The sequence below is a fragment of the Sphaerospermopsis sp. LEGE 00249 genome (assembly GCF_014299995.1).
GTDB classification, from domain to species: Bacteria; Cyanobacteriota; Cyanobacteriia; order Cyanobacteriales; family Nostocaceae; genus Sphaerospermopsis; species Sphaerospermopsis kisseleviana.
In genome coordinates, this window is the sequence record NZ_JACJUZ010000104.1 from 1 (window position 1) to 12,307 (window position 12,307).

Below are 12,307 nucleotides of genomic sequence, written 5' to 3' on the forward strand. Positions count from 1 at the left end.
TTGAGAAACTTAATTGGAACACAATCGCGTCTGGCTAAGGCGTGAAAGTCTACTGAGGGATAACTGCTCCCATGCTCCCGTTGAAGTAGAAAGTAAAGTCTAGTTTTGTCTAGGTTTTATATAGCAGTGATACTTTTCGCTTAACTGATATTTCTCCTGATCCAGATTCCTATCTAGTTTTTAGGGTGTGTTAGGCTCGCAACAATAGGGTTAATGTACATTAACTGCTATGGGATCTAACGCACCCTACAAAATTACATCTTTCCTTTTGCCATCACTTGTTGCAGATGTTCACGAATTTCGTGCGCTCCGTCAATTTCTGACTGACGCAATTTTTGGAATAGTTCTACACAAGGTTGAGAATTTGCTTCTTGTGCATCTTGAATGTAACGTTCGTAAGCTTGCACTGCTGCTGCTTTGTTATGCAATACTGTGATAAAGTCGTATTCTAAATTACTAATTGGTTCTTGAGTTTTGGTCTGGGTAGCAGTCATTTTTTTGCTCCTTTATTTAACTATTTATTGAATTTATACAGGTTATTTAAGTTATATTCATCTATCTCAAAGTGGACAAAATTATTACCTTTAGATAGAAGTATTCAGTTAATAATTGAACAAGGTTTTAAGTAACTCAACTTTAAAAAACGTCATACCCAGATCCCCGACTTCTTCAAGAAGTTGGGGATCTATCCACTGCTATATTTACTTTGACAGAGGTGGGTTATCCTCATATTCATCGGAATACTGAAATACGAATTTGTTTTGTATTTCTCTATTCTCTTGATGCACGATAGGACAATATTTTGTGTTTGCACTCATGCAGTCCATGTGGGGTGTTTTCGCACATACTAATAATAGTCCCCCCAAAATGAGTAATAAGCTACAAATTGCTGCTGTTTGTGTGCCGGAAATATCTAACGCACCATGAACAACTACTTCCCGCAGTACGGAAACTATTGCCACCTCCACGGCTACACCTACGGAAATACTATGTTCTTGTAAGTAAACTATGAGTAGTCGAAATAATTCCACGAGAATTAACACAAATAGTATTTTTGATGTCAATTCTTTGTAGTGTAATGAGTTAATGATGGCAATAACTATACCCCACAATTGTATCAACATTACCGCAAATAAGGCTAAACATAATACCATCACGATGAGGTCTTGAAAAGCCTCCATGTTACGCACTATTGCATAGCGATCTAACCAGCGATCGCAAAATAAAAATCTACTCTTGAAGCGTTTTTGCATGACTGTTTACATTCCAATGGCAGTCAGTAAGCTATCAGCTATCAGCTATCAGCAGTCAGCTTTTTAGGGTTACACCAAAAATCATTGGTTGATAATTGATCAAATATTCTGACTACTGTTAGGGTTTAGCATTGCTAAACCCCTACTGACTCAATTCTGAACTCTTACCAATATTCCTATTTTTACGTAACATTAATGTTTTCTGCCTCAGCGTGGTTTGTTATTTAATTTTTGTATTTGTGTTAACAATTTGTCTGCATTATTCACCCATTGAGTATTACCTTGATTTTTATACAAATCTCTCGCATATTTGATTAGTTTTACGGCTTCTGGATATTGTTTCAATTGTACAAATACTAATCCTGCACCATAATAAGCATCGGCATAATTTGCATTTGCTTGGGTGGATTTTCTAAATGCTGCTAATGCTTCGTTAAATTTGCCTTGATTAAATAAAATTGAACCTAAATTATAATGAGCTTCTGCATATCTGGGATTGATGGTTATTGCAGCGGTAAATGCTGATTTTGCTAGTTCAATTCTACCTTTTTGTAAATAACAAAGTCCTAAATGATAGGAAGGTTCTGGAGAATTTGGACTATGTATGATCGCTTGTTGAAAAGAGGCGATCGCCCCATCCCAATCTTTTTTAATTTCTCGTATCAATCCTAAGTTATAATGAGCAAAACCCAATTTTGGATCTAGTTGTAAAGCTCGTTGTAAATAATCATTTGCTAACTGTAAATTATTCCCTTCTAACAAAGCACTACCTAAATTTGCAAAAGCTAATGCAAACTGTGGATCGGCTTGCGTAGCTTGATAAAATGCGTCCGCTGCTGGTTGTAACTTTCCAGTTTGTCGCAGTGCTAACCCTAAATTATAATGCGCTGCTGCTAAAGTCGGATCTAATTGTGTTGCTTGACGAAAAGCGTTAATAGCTTCTTGTATTTTTCCCCTTTGAATAGCTTGTAAACCCCTATTTAACCAGTCTAAAGCAATTTGACGAGGAGTTTGAGCTAAGAGGTGACAGGTAACAGATGACAGGTGACAGGTGACAGCAGATGGGGAAATGGGGAAATGGGGAGAAGTGGAAAATACTGGTTTAATATTGATACCTAGTACCAGTAAAGTAACAATGCCAATAAAAGGATATTTTTTTAAGGAAATAGTCATAAATTAGCCGAATAATATTGTCACTAAATATTGAGTATGAACCTATTTTTTAACAAATATTTTATAATTGGTATATAAATTAGCATAGCTTAATATTACTTAATCTTAATCTTACGATAAACTACAATTTTTTTGCACCGAGCTTAAAAGATGGATAATAAAAAAGTCAGGAGTCAAGAGTCGTAGAGGCGAAGCATTCGGGCGACTAATTATCAATTTTATGAAAAGGCTATTTTCCGAATGCTTCGCGCCTACTTTGCCCGTACAGTAGTCATAATGTTTGATAAATCAGTGAAATAAGCCAATAACAATTTTGAGTATAGCTGTTAAAAAGCTGAAAGCTGACTGCTGAAAGCTAAAAAAATTACTCCTGAAAAATACATAATGCGGTTGAGGGAATCACCGTAAAGGAGGGTTTATGAGCGAAAAAGTAAAATCCGGTTCGCGGAATGTAGCAATTGTTGGACCCTATTCTAGTGGCAAAACCACATTATTAGAAAGTTTGTTATTTGTCACCGGAGCAATTTCTCGCAAAGGTAACATTAAAGATGCTAACACAGTCGGAGATAGTGCTAATGAAGCACGCGATCGCCGCATGAGTGTAGAAGTTTCCACAGCTTGTACAGAATACGAAAATACACGCTTCACCTTTATAGACTGTCCTGGTTCAGTAGAATTTGTCCAAGAAACTTATAATGCTTTAATGGGAATTGATGCTGCAATTGTTGTTTGCGAACCCATCAAAGATCGAGTTTTAACTTTAGCCCCATTATTCAAATTTCTCGATGATTGGGAAATTCCCCACATCGTATTTGTGAATAAAATGGATCGGGCAAATATTCATGTTTTAGAAACATTAAACGCCCTCAAAGCCGTTTCTAGTCGTCCTTTAGTGCTGCATCAATTCCCCATTATGCAAGGGGAAGAACTCACAGGATTTATTGATATGGTAAGTGAAAAAGCTTATCAATATCATCCTGGTGCTGCTGCTGATTCCATCCCATTTCCAGAAGCATTAAAAGCCGAAGAACATCAAGCAAGAGCAGAAATGTTAGAAACTTTGGCTGATTTTGATGATCATTTGTTGGAAGAATTATTAGAAGATATCGAACCTCCCCAAGAAGAAATTCTCAAAGATTTAAAACTAGAATTAGGTGCTGATTTAGTAGTACCAGTTTTCTTTGGAATTGCGGAACAAGATTATGGTGTGAGACCTTTATTAGAAGCAATATTAAGGGAAGCACCAGCACCAGAAACCACAATGGAACGGCGTTTAGAAAAAATTAGTGATACTCCTTTAGCGCAAGTTCTCAAAACCTTTTATACTCCCCAAGGTGGCAAACTTTCCTTAGTGCGAGTTTGGCAAGGAACGTTAACAGATGGTATTGTTTTAAATGGCGTTCGTGCTGGTGGAATTTACCGTTTAATGGGACAACAACAACAGCAAATTAACGAAGCTGTAGCTGGAGAAATTGTTGCTATTTCTAGGTTAGAAGGAGTTAAAACCGGAGATACAATTTCTACCAATTCCCACATTAAACAATTACCAAAAGCTGAACAATTAGAACCAGTTTTTGCTTTAGCTATAACACCCGAAAAACGTAATGATGAAGTCAAACTTAGTGCTGCTATTACTAAGTTATTAGAAGAAGATCCCGCTTTAGCTTGGGAACAACATGGAGACACCCACGAAGTAATTTTGTGGGGACAAGGTGAGATACATTTGCAAGTTGCGTTAGATAGACTGCGACGCAAATATAATTTACCCATGTCTACCCATCTTCCCCAAATTCCTTACAAAGAAACTATCCGCAAACCTGTTTCTTCAGTTCATGGTAGATATAAACATCAAAGTGGTGGACATGGACAATTTGGAGATGTTTATTTAGACATTCAACCATTAGCAAGGGGAGAAGGTTTCAATTTCCGGGAAACAATTGTTGGTGGTGTTGTTCCTAGACAATATATTCCTGGTGTAGAAATGGGTGTGAAAGAATTTCTGGCACATGGTCCATTAGGTTTTCCAATGGTTGATGTTGCGGTGACATTAACTAATGGTTCTTATCACACTGTTGATAGTTCAGAACAAGCTTTTAAACAAGCTGCACGTTTAGCGATGCAAACAGGAGTACCCCAAGCACAACCTACCCTTTTAGAACCAATTTTAAAGGTAGATGTGAATACTCCTAATGAGTTTACCTCTAAAGTTTTACAACTTTTAAGTGGTAGACGGGGACAAATTTTGGGTTATGAAGGTAGACAAGATTGGTCAGGATGGGATAATGTTTCTGCATACTTACCCCAAGCAGAAATGCACGATTTTATTGTAGAATTGCGATCGCTTACCTTGGGCGTTGGTTCTTTCCATTGGGAATATGATCACCTGCAAGAAGTACCGGATAAAATTGCCGAACGGGTTTTAATTAAAAACGGTAAATAGTCAATTCTCGTTCCCAGTCTCCTGACTGGGAATGCTATCAGGAAGGTTCTACCTTCCTTTTTTTTCTCACGCAAAGACGCAAAGACGCAAAGGAAGAGGAGAAGATAAGATCAGAAAAATCAAGTGTTTATTCTGGTAAATAATCTTGATTTAAAATTTCATCTGTAGTAAAAGGACAGTCTACAGAAAAAGTATCAATTGATAAACCTGTTTCCAAGGATGCTTGTTTTCTCGCATCTTGATAACATTCGCTAAATACTTCAGCAAAATATTTTTTTAAACTGGGACTTTCGGTTAATTCTTCTTTCAATCTGCGTCTATGTTCAAAAATAGTAGATAACCAACTATTACTGCGTTTATCTGGTTGATATTTATATTTGAGAAGGTGCATTAATAAAATTAATAAGTTACTTTTTAATGATCTTTTTTCACTTCTTCCCATGCTTTCGATTTCTTCAATTAAATTCTCTAAATCAATTTCTGCAAAGTTACCATTTTTTAATTGTTTAGCTGTAGTTTCTATCCATAAATAAAAATCTTCATTATAAAGATTTGAACTAGCAAGGTTTGTAGGTTGATTTGCTTTCATCTGCTGGAAAACTCCGCAAAGAAATTGTGAGATTTTTTGGTAGCTTCTTTAAGTAATTATATAATAATTCCTACTTTTCCTCGTTCCCAGTCTCCTGACTGGAAATGCTATCAGGAAGTTTCTACCTTCCGTTTTTCATTAATATTCATCATCATTACCAAAAGTCACACAAGGACTATCAACTTCTACTGCTGGAGTGAATGAATTACAAAAAATGACAGTAGCACAATTAACCCCTAATTCATCAGGGTGAGTGCATTCCTCCTGGACTAAAAAAGCACAGTCTTTACAAATACTCTTACATGACATTGGTTGCGCGTCTTTGGAGTCTGACATAGTTAAAAACTCTGAATATCAGATAAAACCCACTACATTGGGTGTATTGTAGTGGGGAATAGCAGTAACAAACAATGTCATTTTCATCATCTGTTATTTTTGTCACTGGTTTAATTATTTTATGTAAAAATTACATCATTATCTTGCATTTATGGCAAAATACCATATTAAGAAAGTTTAGTTTTCCCATCAGTTAAAATTTTATTTTCGTTTTTATATGTTATAGCCTTTAATTATACGTTATTTTGTTGGTTATGATGTTGGGGTGTTTTGCGTAAACCCAACCTACTTGTATTTTTTATAAGTTACGTAAATTATCTGTTGCTTTTTGTGTAGAAATTTTGAGCAATTTATAAGAAATATCGAGAAATTAAACAATTTTTTGATTGTGGTGACATAAAAATTACAATCACTATTATAATATTTGCAGTTATTTAACACACATCACCATGAGTTCAAAGACTAAGGATTTACAGGCAAGTTACGCTAAAACTCGCTTGCTGCTTGCGTTGTGGGATTTGGGAGCAAGTCAGCAGAAGGTAGCTAAGGGTAAGTTAAGCAAGCGGGTAGTGTCTAAAGGTCAGAAGATGGCCGACTATCAAGGTATTTTAGAGGATTTAGAAGCACAGGGAGCTATTACTGTCTCTAAAAAAGGTTCTGCTATTAGTTATACTCTCACATCACCAACGGGTTTAGAAGTGTTGGGTGCGGGTTTGCGTAGTAAAGAGTTTAAGTTTGAGGGAACTATTGTTGGTACTTGGGCTGCTAATGCGTTGTTGCGGTGGATCAGTGATATTGATGTTGTGGTAGGTGCGCCGGTTGCTTCAGGTAATGGGGTTAAGGGTGGGGTGATTGGTTCTTATGAGGAGTTTAAAACTGTAGCTTTAGATGTTTATGATAAGTTGAACCAGGATTACAACCTAGATGATTTAGTACCTATTTATCGCATTAGAAGAGGACTTAAATTTAGTTAAATACCAATTCCAGCAAACTTTAGCAGATAGTTTGAGTAAAACTGGAAGTCAAGAAGTCATGCAATGGCAAGAAGTAGCCGCAGCTATGGTTAGTGAAGGAGAAGAAAATGCTCCTACTCCAGCAGATTTAGTCAAAAAATTTGACTCTACTTATAAAAAGAGATTAGCTAGAAATAGTAATCTCATAGATGTTCTGCAAAACAAGGTAATGAAAAATAAACCTGGAACAGATCCTTATATTGTTAGAGCTATTTTATGGACACTCTCACAAATACAAGTTTCCTTTGCAAAATTATGGTTATCTGGTGAAGATTTAGCTCAATCAAATGCTGATGATTTGGGATTACCTAATGCTACTAAAACTAATCAAGATAGAGAAGCAGAAGCACTCAAGAATATTCAGCAAATTTTAAATTTAGTCAGTTTCTATAATCCAGTTGTCATTTGTTTTGATGAAATAGATGTAGAAAATAATTGTAATGAAGATGGTTTAACTACAGAATTAGTAATTGCCAACCTTGTAAAAATTCTTCATGATACTTTGGAAAATTCCGAACTTGGACAAGGTGTGGTTATTCTCACAGTAATGAAAACAGAAACATGGAAAGATGTAATAAAACAACAGCAAAAAGCTACATTAGACAGGCTTTCAAAATATACACAAATAAAACCTATAGAATTAAAACCTGTTAATGCTGATTCTATGGTGCAATTAGTAACTGTTTGGTTGCAGGAATATTACAGTTCAAAAAATTTAATTCCTCCTCATCCACTTTACCCATTTGAAGAAGCTCAACTCAGAGAATACGGGAAACTTAAACCAACCGTTAGGGAGGCTTTGCGATGGTGTGCAGATAACTTTAAGGTTGAAGAACAAAAACTTCCTCCTGATCCATTAGAGAGGTTTGAATTAGCATTTCAAAGGGAAAGTGAAATCAAATTTGAAGAATATATAGAAGATGGTTCTCTTATTGCAGAAGCTCTTTATTTTGGCTTTAATACTTTAAAAGGACAAACATTAGAAGGAGTAATAATTGAAGAAATTAACAAAGATATTTTACCTAAATCCAAGAATAACAATTTTATAAAATTCAAAATTATCGGTAATGAAAATGGTAAAGAAGTAAAAATTGGTGTAGCAGTTGTCCAAGATTCTCAATTTACATTAAATGCAGCTTTAAGACGGTTGAATGACTATCATACTTTTGATTTAACACGTGGTTGTTTAGTCCGGTCTAAATCGAAAATAGAACAAATGAAGAAAAATTCAGAAGCATATAGGTTGCTAAATGAACTTATCTCACAAAAAGGGGGCGAAAATGTAGACTTAATAGAAGATCAAATTCGCCCACTCATAGCAATATTGGCTATTTATCAAAAGCGGCAAAATTACCAACTAACTGAGTATCAAATTTTTGATTTTATCTCTAAAAACAATATCACATTTGATAATTTGTTATTAAAAGAGATTCTCAGTGATCCATCTGGTAATATGCCAAATGTTAATAATGAAGATGATTTAAGTGATTTATTTGGAGATGATGAAGATGTTAACACGCCTGATGTTGATGATCAAACTGAAGATGATTTAAGTGATTTATTAGGTTAATTAATTATGAATAAATCAGTTTCAATTTATAATGCAATATGTCTACCAGCCCCTGATATTGACGCTTTAACACAAGGGCGAATAATTGCTGCTATACCCCGGATATTTCTTACTCCAGGTAAAACATTCGCTCTCTATCCTGTGGAAATATCTACAGTAGAAATTGATAAACATTACCGGACAAACTTCTTAACCACTGCTAAAACTGCATGGAAAAAATTTCATAAACCAGGTATTTTACTACAACCTCAACAGCTTAATTTAATTGAAACTGATCAACAGTTACAATTACCTTTATCTGAAAGTAATGTTTTGATTAAAGCATGGGCTAAATGTGAACTTTGCCGAACTTTAGATCAAACCGATTCACTAGATATTTTATCTCAATTAACCATCTGGAAACAAGAAAGATTTGATGACATATTAAAAAACCGTCCCCATTTTTTCCTTGCTTATTTACGAGTTTATCATTTAGATCAACCTTTAGAAATTCCAGCTATTCCCAACATTCAAGAAAAACTAGGAAAATTTGCCCCCTTACCTAATAACATTTCTGTATCTGAAGCTAAACCCGTATTAAGTGATTATGTATTTAACCAACGGAAAAAACAACTAGAAAACCGTCAACCTCCCCTACATCCTGAACTGGAAGAATTACAAAGTTTATTATTATCGATAGCTACTAATAACGCAGCAGCACAACAATTAGAACAGGAAATTAGAGTATTTTTAGGATGGAGTAGCAAACCTGTTAAAAATCCCCTAAATTCTGATTTAACTTGGATTCAAACAATTGCATCTTTAGGAGATAGAAGCATAGAATTTGAAGAGAAAAAAAGTAACTATCAAGCGGGTACAGACTTTGAAAACATCTCCCGTAAAAGTTTAGAGTTTCTAGGTTTTAAAGTAGAAACTGCTTATAAAGGAGGTGCGGGAGGTTTAGATTTATATTGTTCTCAACCCTATCCTTTAGTCTGTGAATGTAAAGCAGGTAAAAGCATTCCAGATCGTGCAGTAGAAGAATTAGATAGAATTGGTAAAAGACATCTGCAAGAAAATTATCTGCAAGCAGTACGTTTAATTATCGGACCTGGTGAACCTACCAAACAACTGAAAGCATCTTTAGTTAAATCTGCTAAAATATCTAAAACCAGTGTTATTAAAGCTATGACATTACAAAAATTAGTAGAATTAAAAGCAAAATATCCAGGTGCAATAAACCTAATGGAATTAAAAGAATATTTAGAACCGGGGCAAATAGATGATAAAATTAACGAATATATAGAAAAAGTAGAACAAGAAATAAAATTGCGATCGCATATTATCCAAGTATTAAAAAACTACTTACAACTTTCCCAAAATGAAAGTGCAAAAGTAGAATCACTTCATGCAATATATGTGACTTCTACACCACCACAAAACTTAGATGAACGAGAATTATACGATCTTCTCATAGAACTATCATCACCATTAACAGGTTATTTAGGAAGAATTAAAGAAGATGATTGGACAAAAGATCGCTTTTATTACTTACGCGACTTAGCAATAAATTAAAATTAGACTAAACTTAGATATATATTGCTGCTGTGTAGTATAAATTTGAGGATAACTTCAAGAAGTTGAAGAGGTAAAAAGATGAGTGTGGTGATTACAGATGAGGTCTTGCAGACTATTCAAATGTCTGACAAGGAATTAATTCAGGAAATAGCTATCTTGTTGTTTACACAAGAACGGTTTACTTTAGGACAAGCGAGTAATTTTGTCGGTATGAATCAACTTGAGTTTCAGCGATTGCTTGCTAGTCGCAAAATTCCTCTTCATTATGATATTGCTGAACTGAGAGAGGATGTCAAGAGTTTGGAAGCTACAATCTGGATTCGTAAACAGTTGTGTGCAGAAATTTTATCAATTGCAGGAGAATAGCGATCACACAAGCTCAGAAAATAAAGTTGAAGATGAAGTTATTGTTAATTTCATGATTTGACAAATCTTGACACAACTTGCTTATGCATACAAGATAGTTCTTCCTCATCAAGATTATCATAACAGGGTTTTCTGTCCGTGTCAATAGATTTGACTATCTCTATTGCGGAAAAACACCAAAAAAAATGATGATTGCAAAACGACGGATTTTTTGATTATTGTAGAGACGTTCCCGACGCAGAGAGTGTAGAATAGGAAACGCTGCCTTTTAATAGATTAGATATTTTATGGCTAAAAAGAGCATGATTGAGCGCGAGAAGAAACGCGCTAAAATGGTGGAAAAATACGCTGCAAAACGGGAAGCCCTGCTAGAAGAGTTCAGATCAGCAGAATCTCCCCTAGATAAGTTAGAAATTCACCGCCAAATTCAACAACTACCCCGTAACAGCGCACCTAGTCGCCGTCAAAACCGTTGTTGGTTAACAGGTCGTCCCAGAGGAGTTTACCGTGATTTTGGACTATCTCGGAACGTTCTGCGGGAATGGGCGCACCAAGGTTTATTACCTGGGGTTGTCAAGTCTAGCTGGTAGTCATTAACCCAGGGAATAGGGAATAGGGAATAGGTAACAGCGAAGAGGCAGGGGAAGCAGGGGAAGCAGGGGAAGCAGGGGGAGATTAATAACCCCATGCCCCATGCCCAATGCCCAATGCCCAATGCCCAATGCCCAATGCCCAAAGTCATTGTCCACAACAACGATCAATTCCCAGACTGTCTAAGAGTAGATCGCTAACGGCGTTGGCGATCGCAAACTCTCCATAAAAGCTTTTAGAAAAATCAAAGGACTGCATCTCTGTAACAATAGCAATTACCAGAGATCCTAAATCATCTTCTCCTTCCATGCGTTGCCTGACAAAAATCTGCGCTGCACGTTGGGCAATTTTTTGATTAACTACTTCGGGAAGAAATTCTGTATCTAGCCATAACAACAGTCGCTTTTGCAACCATTCGCCTTCTTGTTGAGGATTTTCCGTAGGTGGTAGGGTAATAGGTGGAATTGGCTGAGTCATGTTTGTATATCTTAAATAGATTTTGTGTACCAAGGTAATCTCAGAAGAAGCAGGAGTCAGGAGTCAGGAGTCAGGAGTCAGAAATAAAACCCTGTTTTAGTCTGATTTTCATCATCTCTTGATCTCCTTTGTCACCATCCTGAACATTGCCATAACAGCAAGTCGTGTTCTTCTGGGGGTTTTGTTATGATGTTCATAAACTATGGAATATGATGTTGGTGCTATTATTCGAGGTTATGCTCAAGGATATTTTCTCATGGCTGATGAGCATGATCACTTGGGATGGTATGGAAGTAGAGAACATACTTTGATTCCCTTAGATGACAGATTCCACTATCCCAAGTCATTACAACGAGTTCTGAACCAAGAAAAGTTTACAGTAGCGGTTAACCGTGACTTTATGGGTGTGGTTAATGGATGTGCTAACCGAGAAACAACTTGGATTTCTGAAGAATTAAAAAAAATCTACTGGTTACTATACCAAACTGGTTATGCTTATAGTTTTGAAACCTGGCACGGTGATCAACTTGCAGGGGGAATTTTAGGGATTGTGATTGGAGGTGCTTTTATTGGTGAATCTATGTTTTATAACATTCCTGAAAGTTCTAAAGTAGCGATGGTGAAGCTAGTAGAAAGGTTGCGAGAAAGGAAATTTTTATTGTTTGACGCACAAATGATGAATCCCCATTTAGCCCGATTTGGTGCTTATAACGTTGCTACTCAAGAATATAAGACGTTGCTGGGACAAGCTTTGCAAACATCTTGTTCATTAGAATGATAGTTGATAGTTGATTAGGAAACATCAAATTGATTACCCAGTCACCAGTCACCAGTCCCCAGTCACCAGTCCCCAGTCACCAGTCACCAGTCCCCAGTCACCAGTCCCCAGTCACCAGTCACCAGTCCCCAATCACCAATCACCAGTCACTCTATTCCCTATGT

General features: G+C 36.1%; 12 protein-coding genes and 1 pseudogene. 7 read left to right on the forward strand and 6 right to left on the reverse strand.

What is annotated here, in order from left to right:
- Window positions 1-254: 254 nt before the first annotated feature.
- The 3 genes from H5968_RS23055 to H5968_RS23065 form a co-directional block, all read right to left on the reverse strand.
- Window positions 255-494, reverse strand: a complete 240-nt coding sequence (locus H5968_RS23055) for a hypothetical protein (protein WP_096570593.1) — start codon at window positions 492-494, stop codon at window positions 255-257.
- Window positions 495-701: 207 nt separating this feature from the next.
- Window positions 702-1,253 (reverse strand): phosphate-starvation-inducible PsiE family protein, encoded by a 552-nt coding sequence (locus tag H5968_RS23060; protein ID WP_187041804.1) that lies wholly within the window; start codon window positions 1,251-1,253, stop codon window positions 702-704.
- A 207-nt stretch (window positions 1,254-1,460) separates the two neighbouring features.
- Complete coding sequence (locus H5968_RS23065; protein ID WP_096570589.1) at window positions 1,461-2,426, reverse strand: lipopolysaccharide assembly protein LapB; 966 nt, start codon at window positions 2,424-2,426, stop codon at window positions 1,461-1,463.
- Between the two features lie 418 nt (window positions 2,427-2,844).
- On the opposite strand from H5968_RS23065, the gene H5968_RS23070 reads away from it, so the two are divergent.
- Entirely contained in the window at window positions 2,845-4,866 is a 2,022-nt protein-coding gene (locus H5968_RS23070) for an elongation factor G (RefSeq protein ID WP_187041805.1), read from the forward strand.
- Between the two features lie 127 nt (window positions 4,867-4,993).
- Here the strand turns inward: H5968_RS23070 and H5968_RS23075 are convergent, their stop codons facing one another.
- Together H5968_RS23075 and H5968_RS23080 are read right to left on the reverse strand one after the other, a co-directional pair.
- Complete coding sequence (locus H5968_RS23075) at window positions 4,994-5,455, reverse strand: DUF29 domain-containing protein (protein WP_187041806.1); 462 nt, start codon at window positions 5,453-5,455, stop codon at window positions 4,994-4,996.
- A gap of 138 nt (window positions 5,456-5,593) precedes the next feature.
- On the reverse strand, window positions 5,594-5,791 hold the full coding sequence (locus H5968_RS23080) for a hypothetical protein (RefSeq protein ID WP_187041807.1): 198 nt from the start codon (window positions 5,789-5,791) through the stop codon (window positions 5,594-5,596).
- Between the two features lie 449 nt (window positions 5,792-6,240).
- Here H5968_RS23080 and H5968_RS23085 point away from each other — a divergent pair.
- From H5968_RS23085 to rpsN, 5 genes and pseudogenes are all read left to right on the forward strand, one after another.
- Window positions 6,241-6,747, forward strand: a pseudogene (locus H5968_RS23085) (hypothetical protein); the annotation flags it as partial.
- A gap of 76 nt (window positions 6,748-6,823) precedes the next feature.
- Window positions 6,824-8,374 carry an ATP-binding protein gene (locus tag H5968_RS23090; RefSeq protein ID WP_255427233.1) on the forward strand — a complete coding sequence of 517 codons (1,551 nt, stop codon included), beginning with the start codon at window positions 6,824-6,826 and terminating at the stop codon, window positions 8,372-8,374.
- A 6-nt stretch (window positions 8,375-8,380) separates the two neighbouring features.
- Window positions 8,381-9,928, forward strand: a complete 1,548-nt coding sequence (locus H5968_RS23095) for a DUF1802 family protein (RefSeq protein ID WP_187041808.1) — start codon at window positions 8,381-8,383, stop codon at window positions 9,926-9,928.
- 81 nt (window positions 9,929-10,009) lie between these two features.
- Window positions 10,010-10,297, forward strand: coding sequence for a UPF0175 family protein (locus H5968_RS23100; RefSeq protein WP_187041809.1), 288 nt, complete (start codon window positions 10,010-10,012; stop codon window positions 10,295-10,297).
- 287 nt (window positions 10,298-10,584) lie between these two features.
- Entirely contained in the window at window positions 10,585-10,887 is a 303-nt protein-coding gene (gene rpsN / locus H5968_RS23105) for a 30S ribosomal protein S14 (RefSeq protein WP_096570571.1), read from the forward strand.
- 148 nt (window positions 10,888-11,035) lie between these two features.
- On the opposite strand, the gene H5968_RS23110 is transcribed toward rpsN, so the two are convergent.
- Window positions 11,036-11,365 carry a hypothetical protein gene (locus H5968_RS23110; RefSeq protein ID WP_187041810.1) on the reverse strand — a complete coding sequence of 110 codons (330 nt, stop codon included), beginning with the start codon at window positions 11,363-11,365 and terminating at the stop codon, window positions 11,036-11,038.
- 202 nt (window positions 11,366-11,567) lie between these two features.
- On the opposite strand from H5968_RS23110, the gene aat reads away from it, so the two are divergent.
- Window positions 11,568-12,143, forward strand: coding sequence for a leucyl/phenylalanyl-tRNA--protein transferase (aat, locus tag H5968_RS23115; protein ID WP_187041811.1), 576 nt, complete (start codon window positions 11,568-11,570; stop codon window positions 12,141-12,143).
- The last annotated feature ends 164 nt before the right edge of the window (window positions 12,144-12,307 follow it).

Coding starts and splice junctions, on each gene's coding strand:
- H5968_RS23080 (WP_187041807.1), bottom strand. CDS start 5,791: ATGTCAGACTCCAAAGACGCGCAACCAATGTCATGTAAGAGTATTTGT.
- H5968_RS23055 (WP_096570593.1), bottom strand. CDS start 494: ATGACTGCTACCCAGACCAAAACTCAAGAACCAATTAGTAATTTAGAA.
- rpsN (WP_096570571.1), top strand. CDS start 10,585: ATGGCTAAAAAGAGCATGATTGAGCGCGAGAAGAAACGCGCTAAAATG.
- H5968_RS23100 (WP_187041809.1), top strand. CDS start 10,010: ATGAGTGTGGTGATTACAGATGAGGTCTTGCAGACTATTCAAATGTCT.
- H5968_RS23070 (WP_187041805.1), top strand. CDS start 2,845: ATGAGCGAAAAAGTAAAATCCGGTTCGCGGAATGTAGCAATTGTTGGA.
- H5968_RS23060 (WP_187041804.1), bottom strand. CDS start 1,253: ATGCAAAAACGCTTCAAGAGTAGATTTTTATTTTGCGATCGCTGGTTA.
- H5968_RS23090 (WP_255427233.1), top strand. CDS start 6,824: ATGCAATGGCAAGAAGTAGCCGCAGCTATGGTTAGTGAAGGAGAAGAA.
- H5968_RS23110 (WP_187041810.1), bottom strand. CDS start 11,365: ATGACTCAGCCAATTCCACCTATTACCCTACCACCTACGGAAAATCCT.
- H5968_RS23075 (WP_187041806.1), bottom strand. CDS start 5,455: ATGAAAGCAAATCAACCTACAAACCTTGCTAGTTCAAATCTTTATAAT.
- aat (WP_187041811.1), top strand. CDS start 11,568: ATGGAATATGATGTTGGTGCTATTATTCGAGGTTATGCTCAAGGATAT.
- H5968_RS23095 (WP_187041808.1), top strand. CDS start 8,381: ATGAATAAATCAGTTTCAATTTATAATGCAATATGTCTACCAGCCCCT.
- H5968_RS23065 (WP_096570589.1), bottom strand. CDS start 2,426: ATGACTATTTCCTTAAAAAAATATCCTTTTATTGGCATTGTTACTTTA.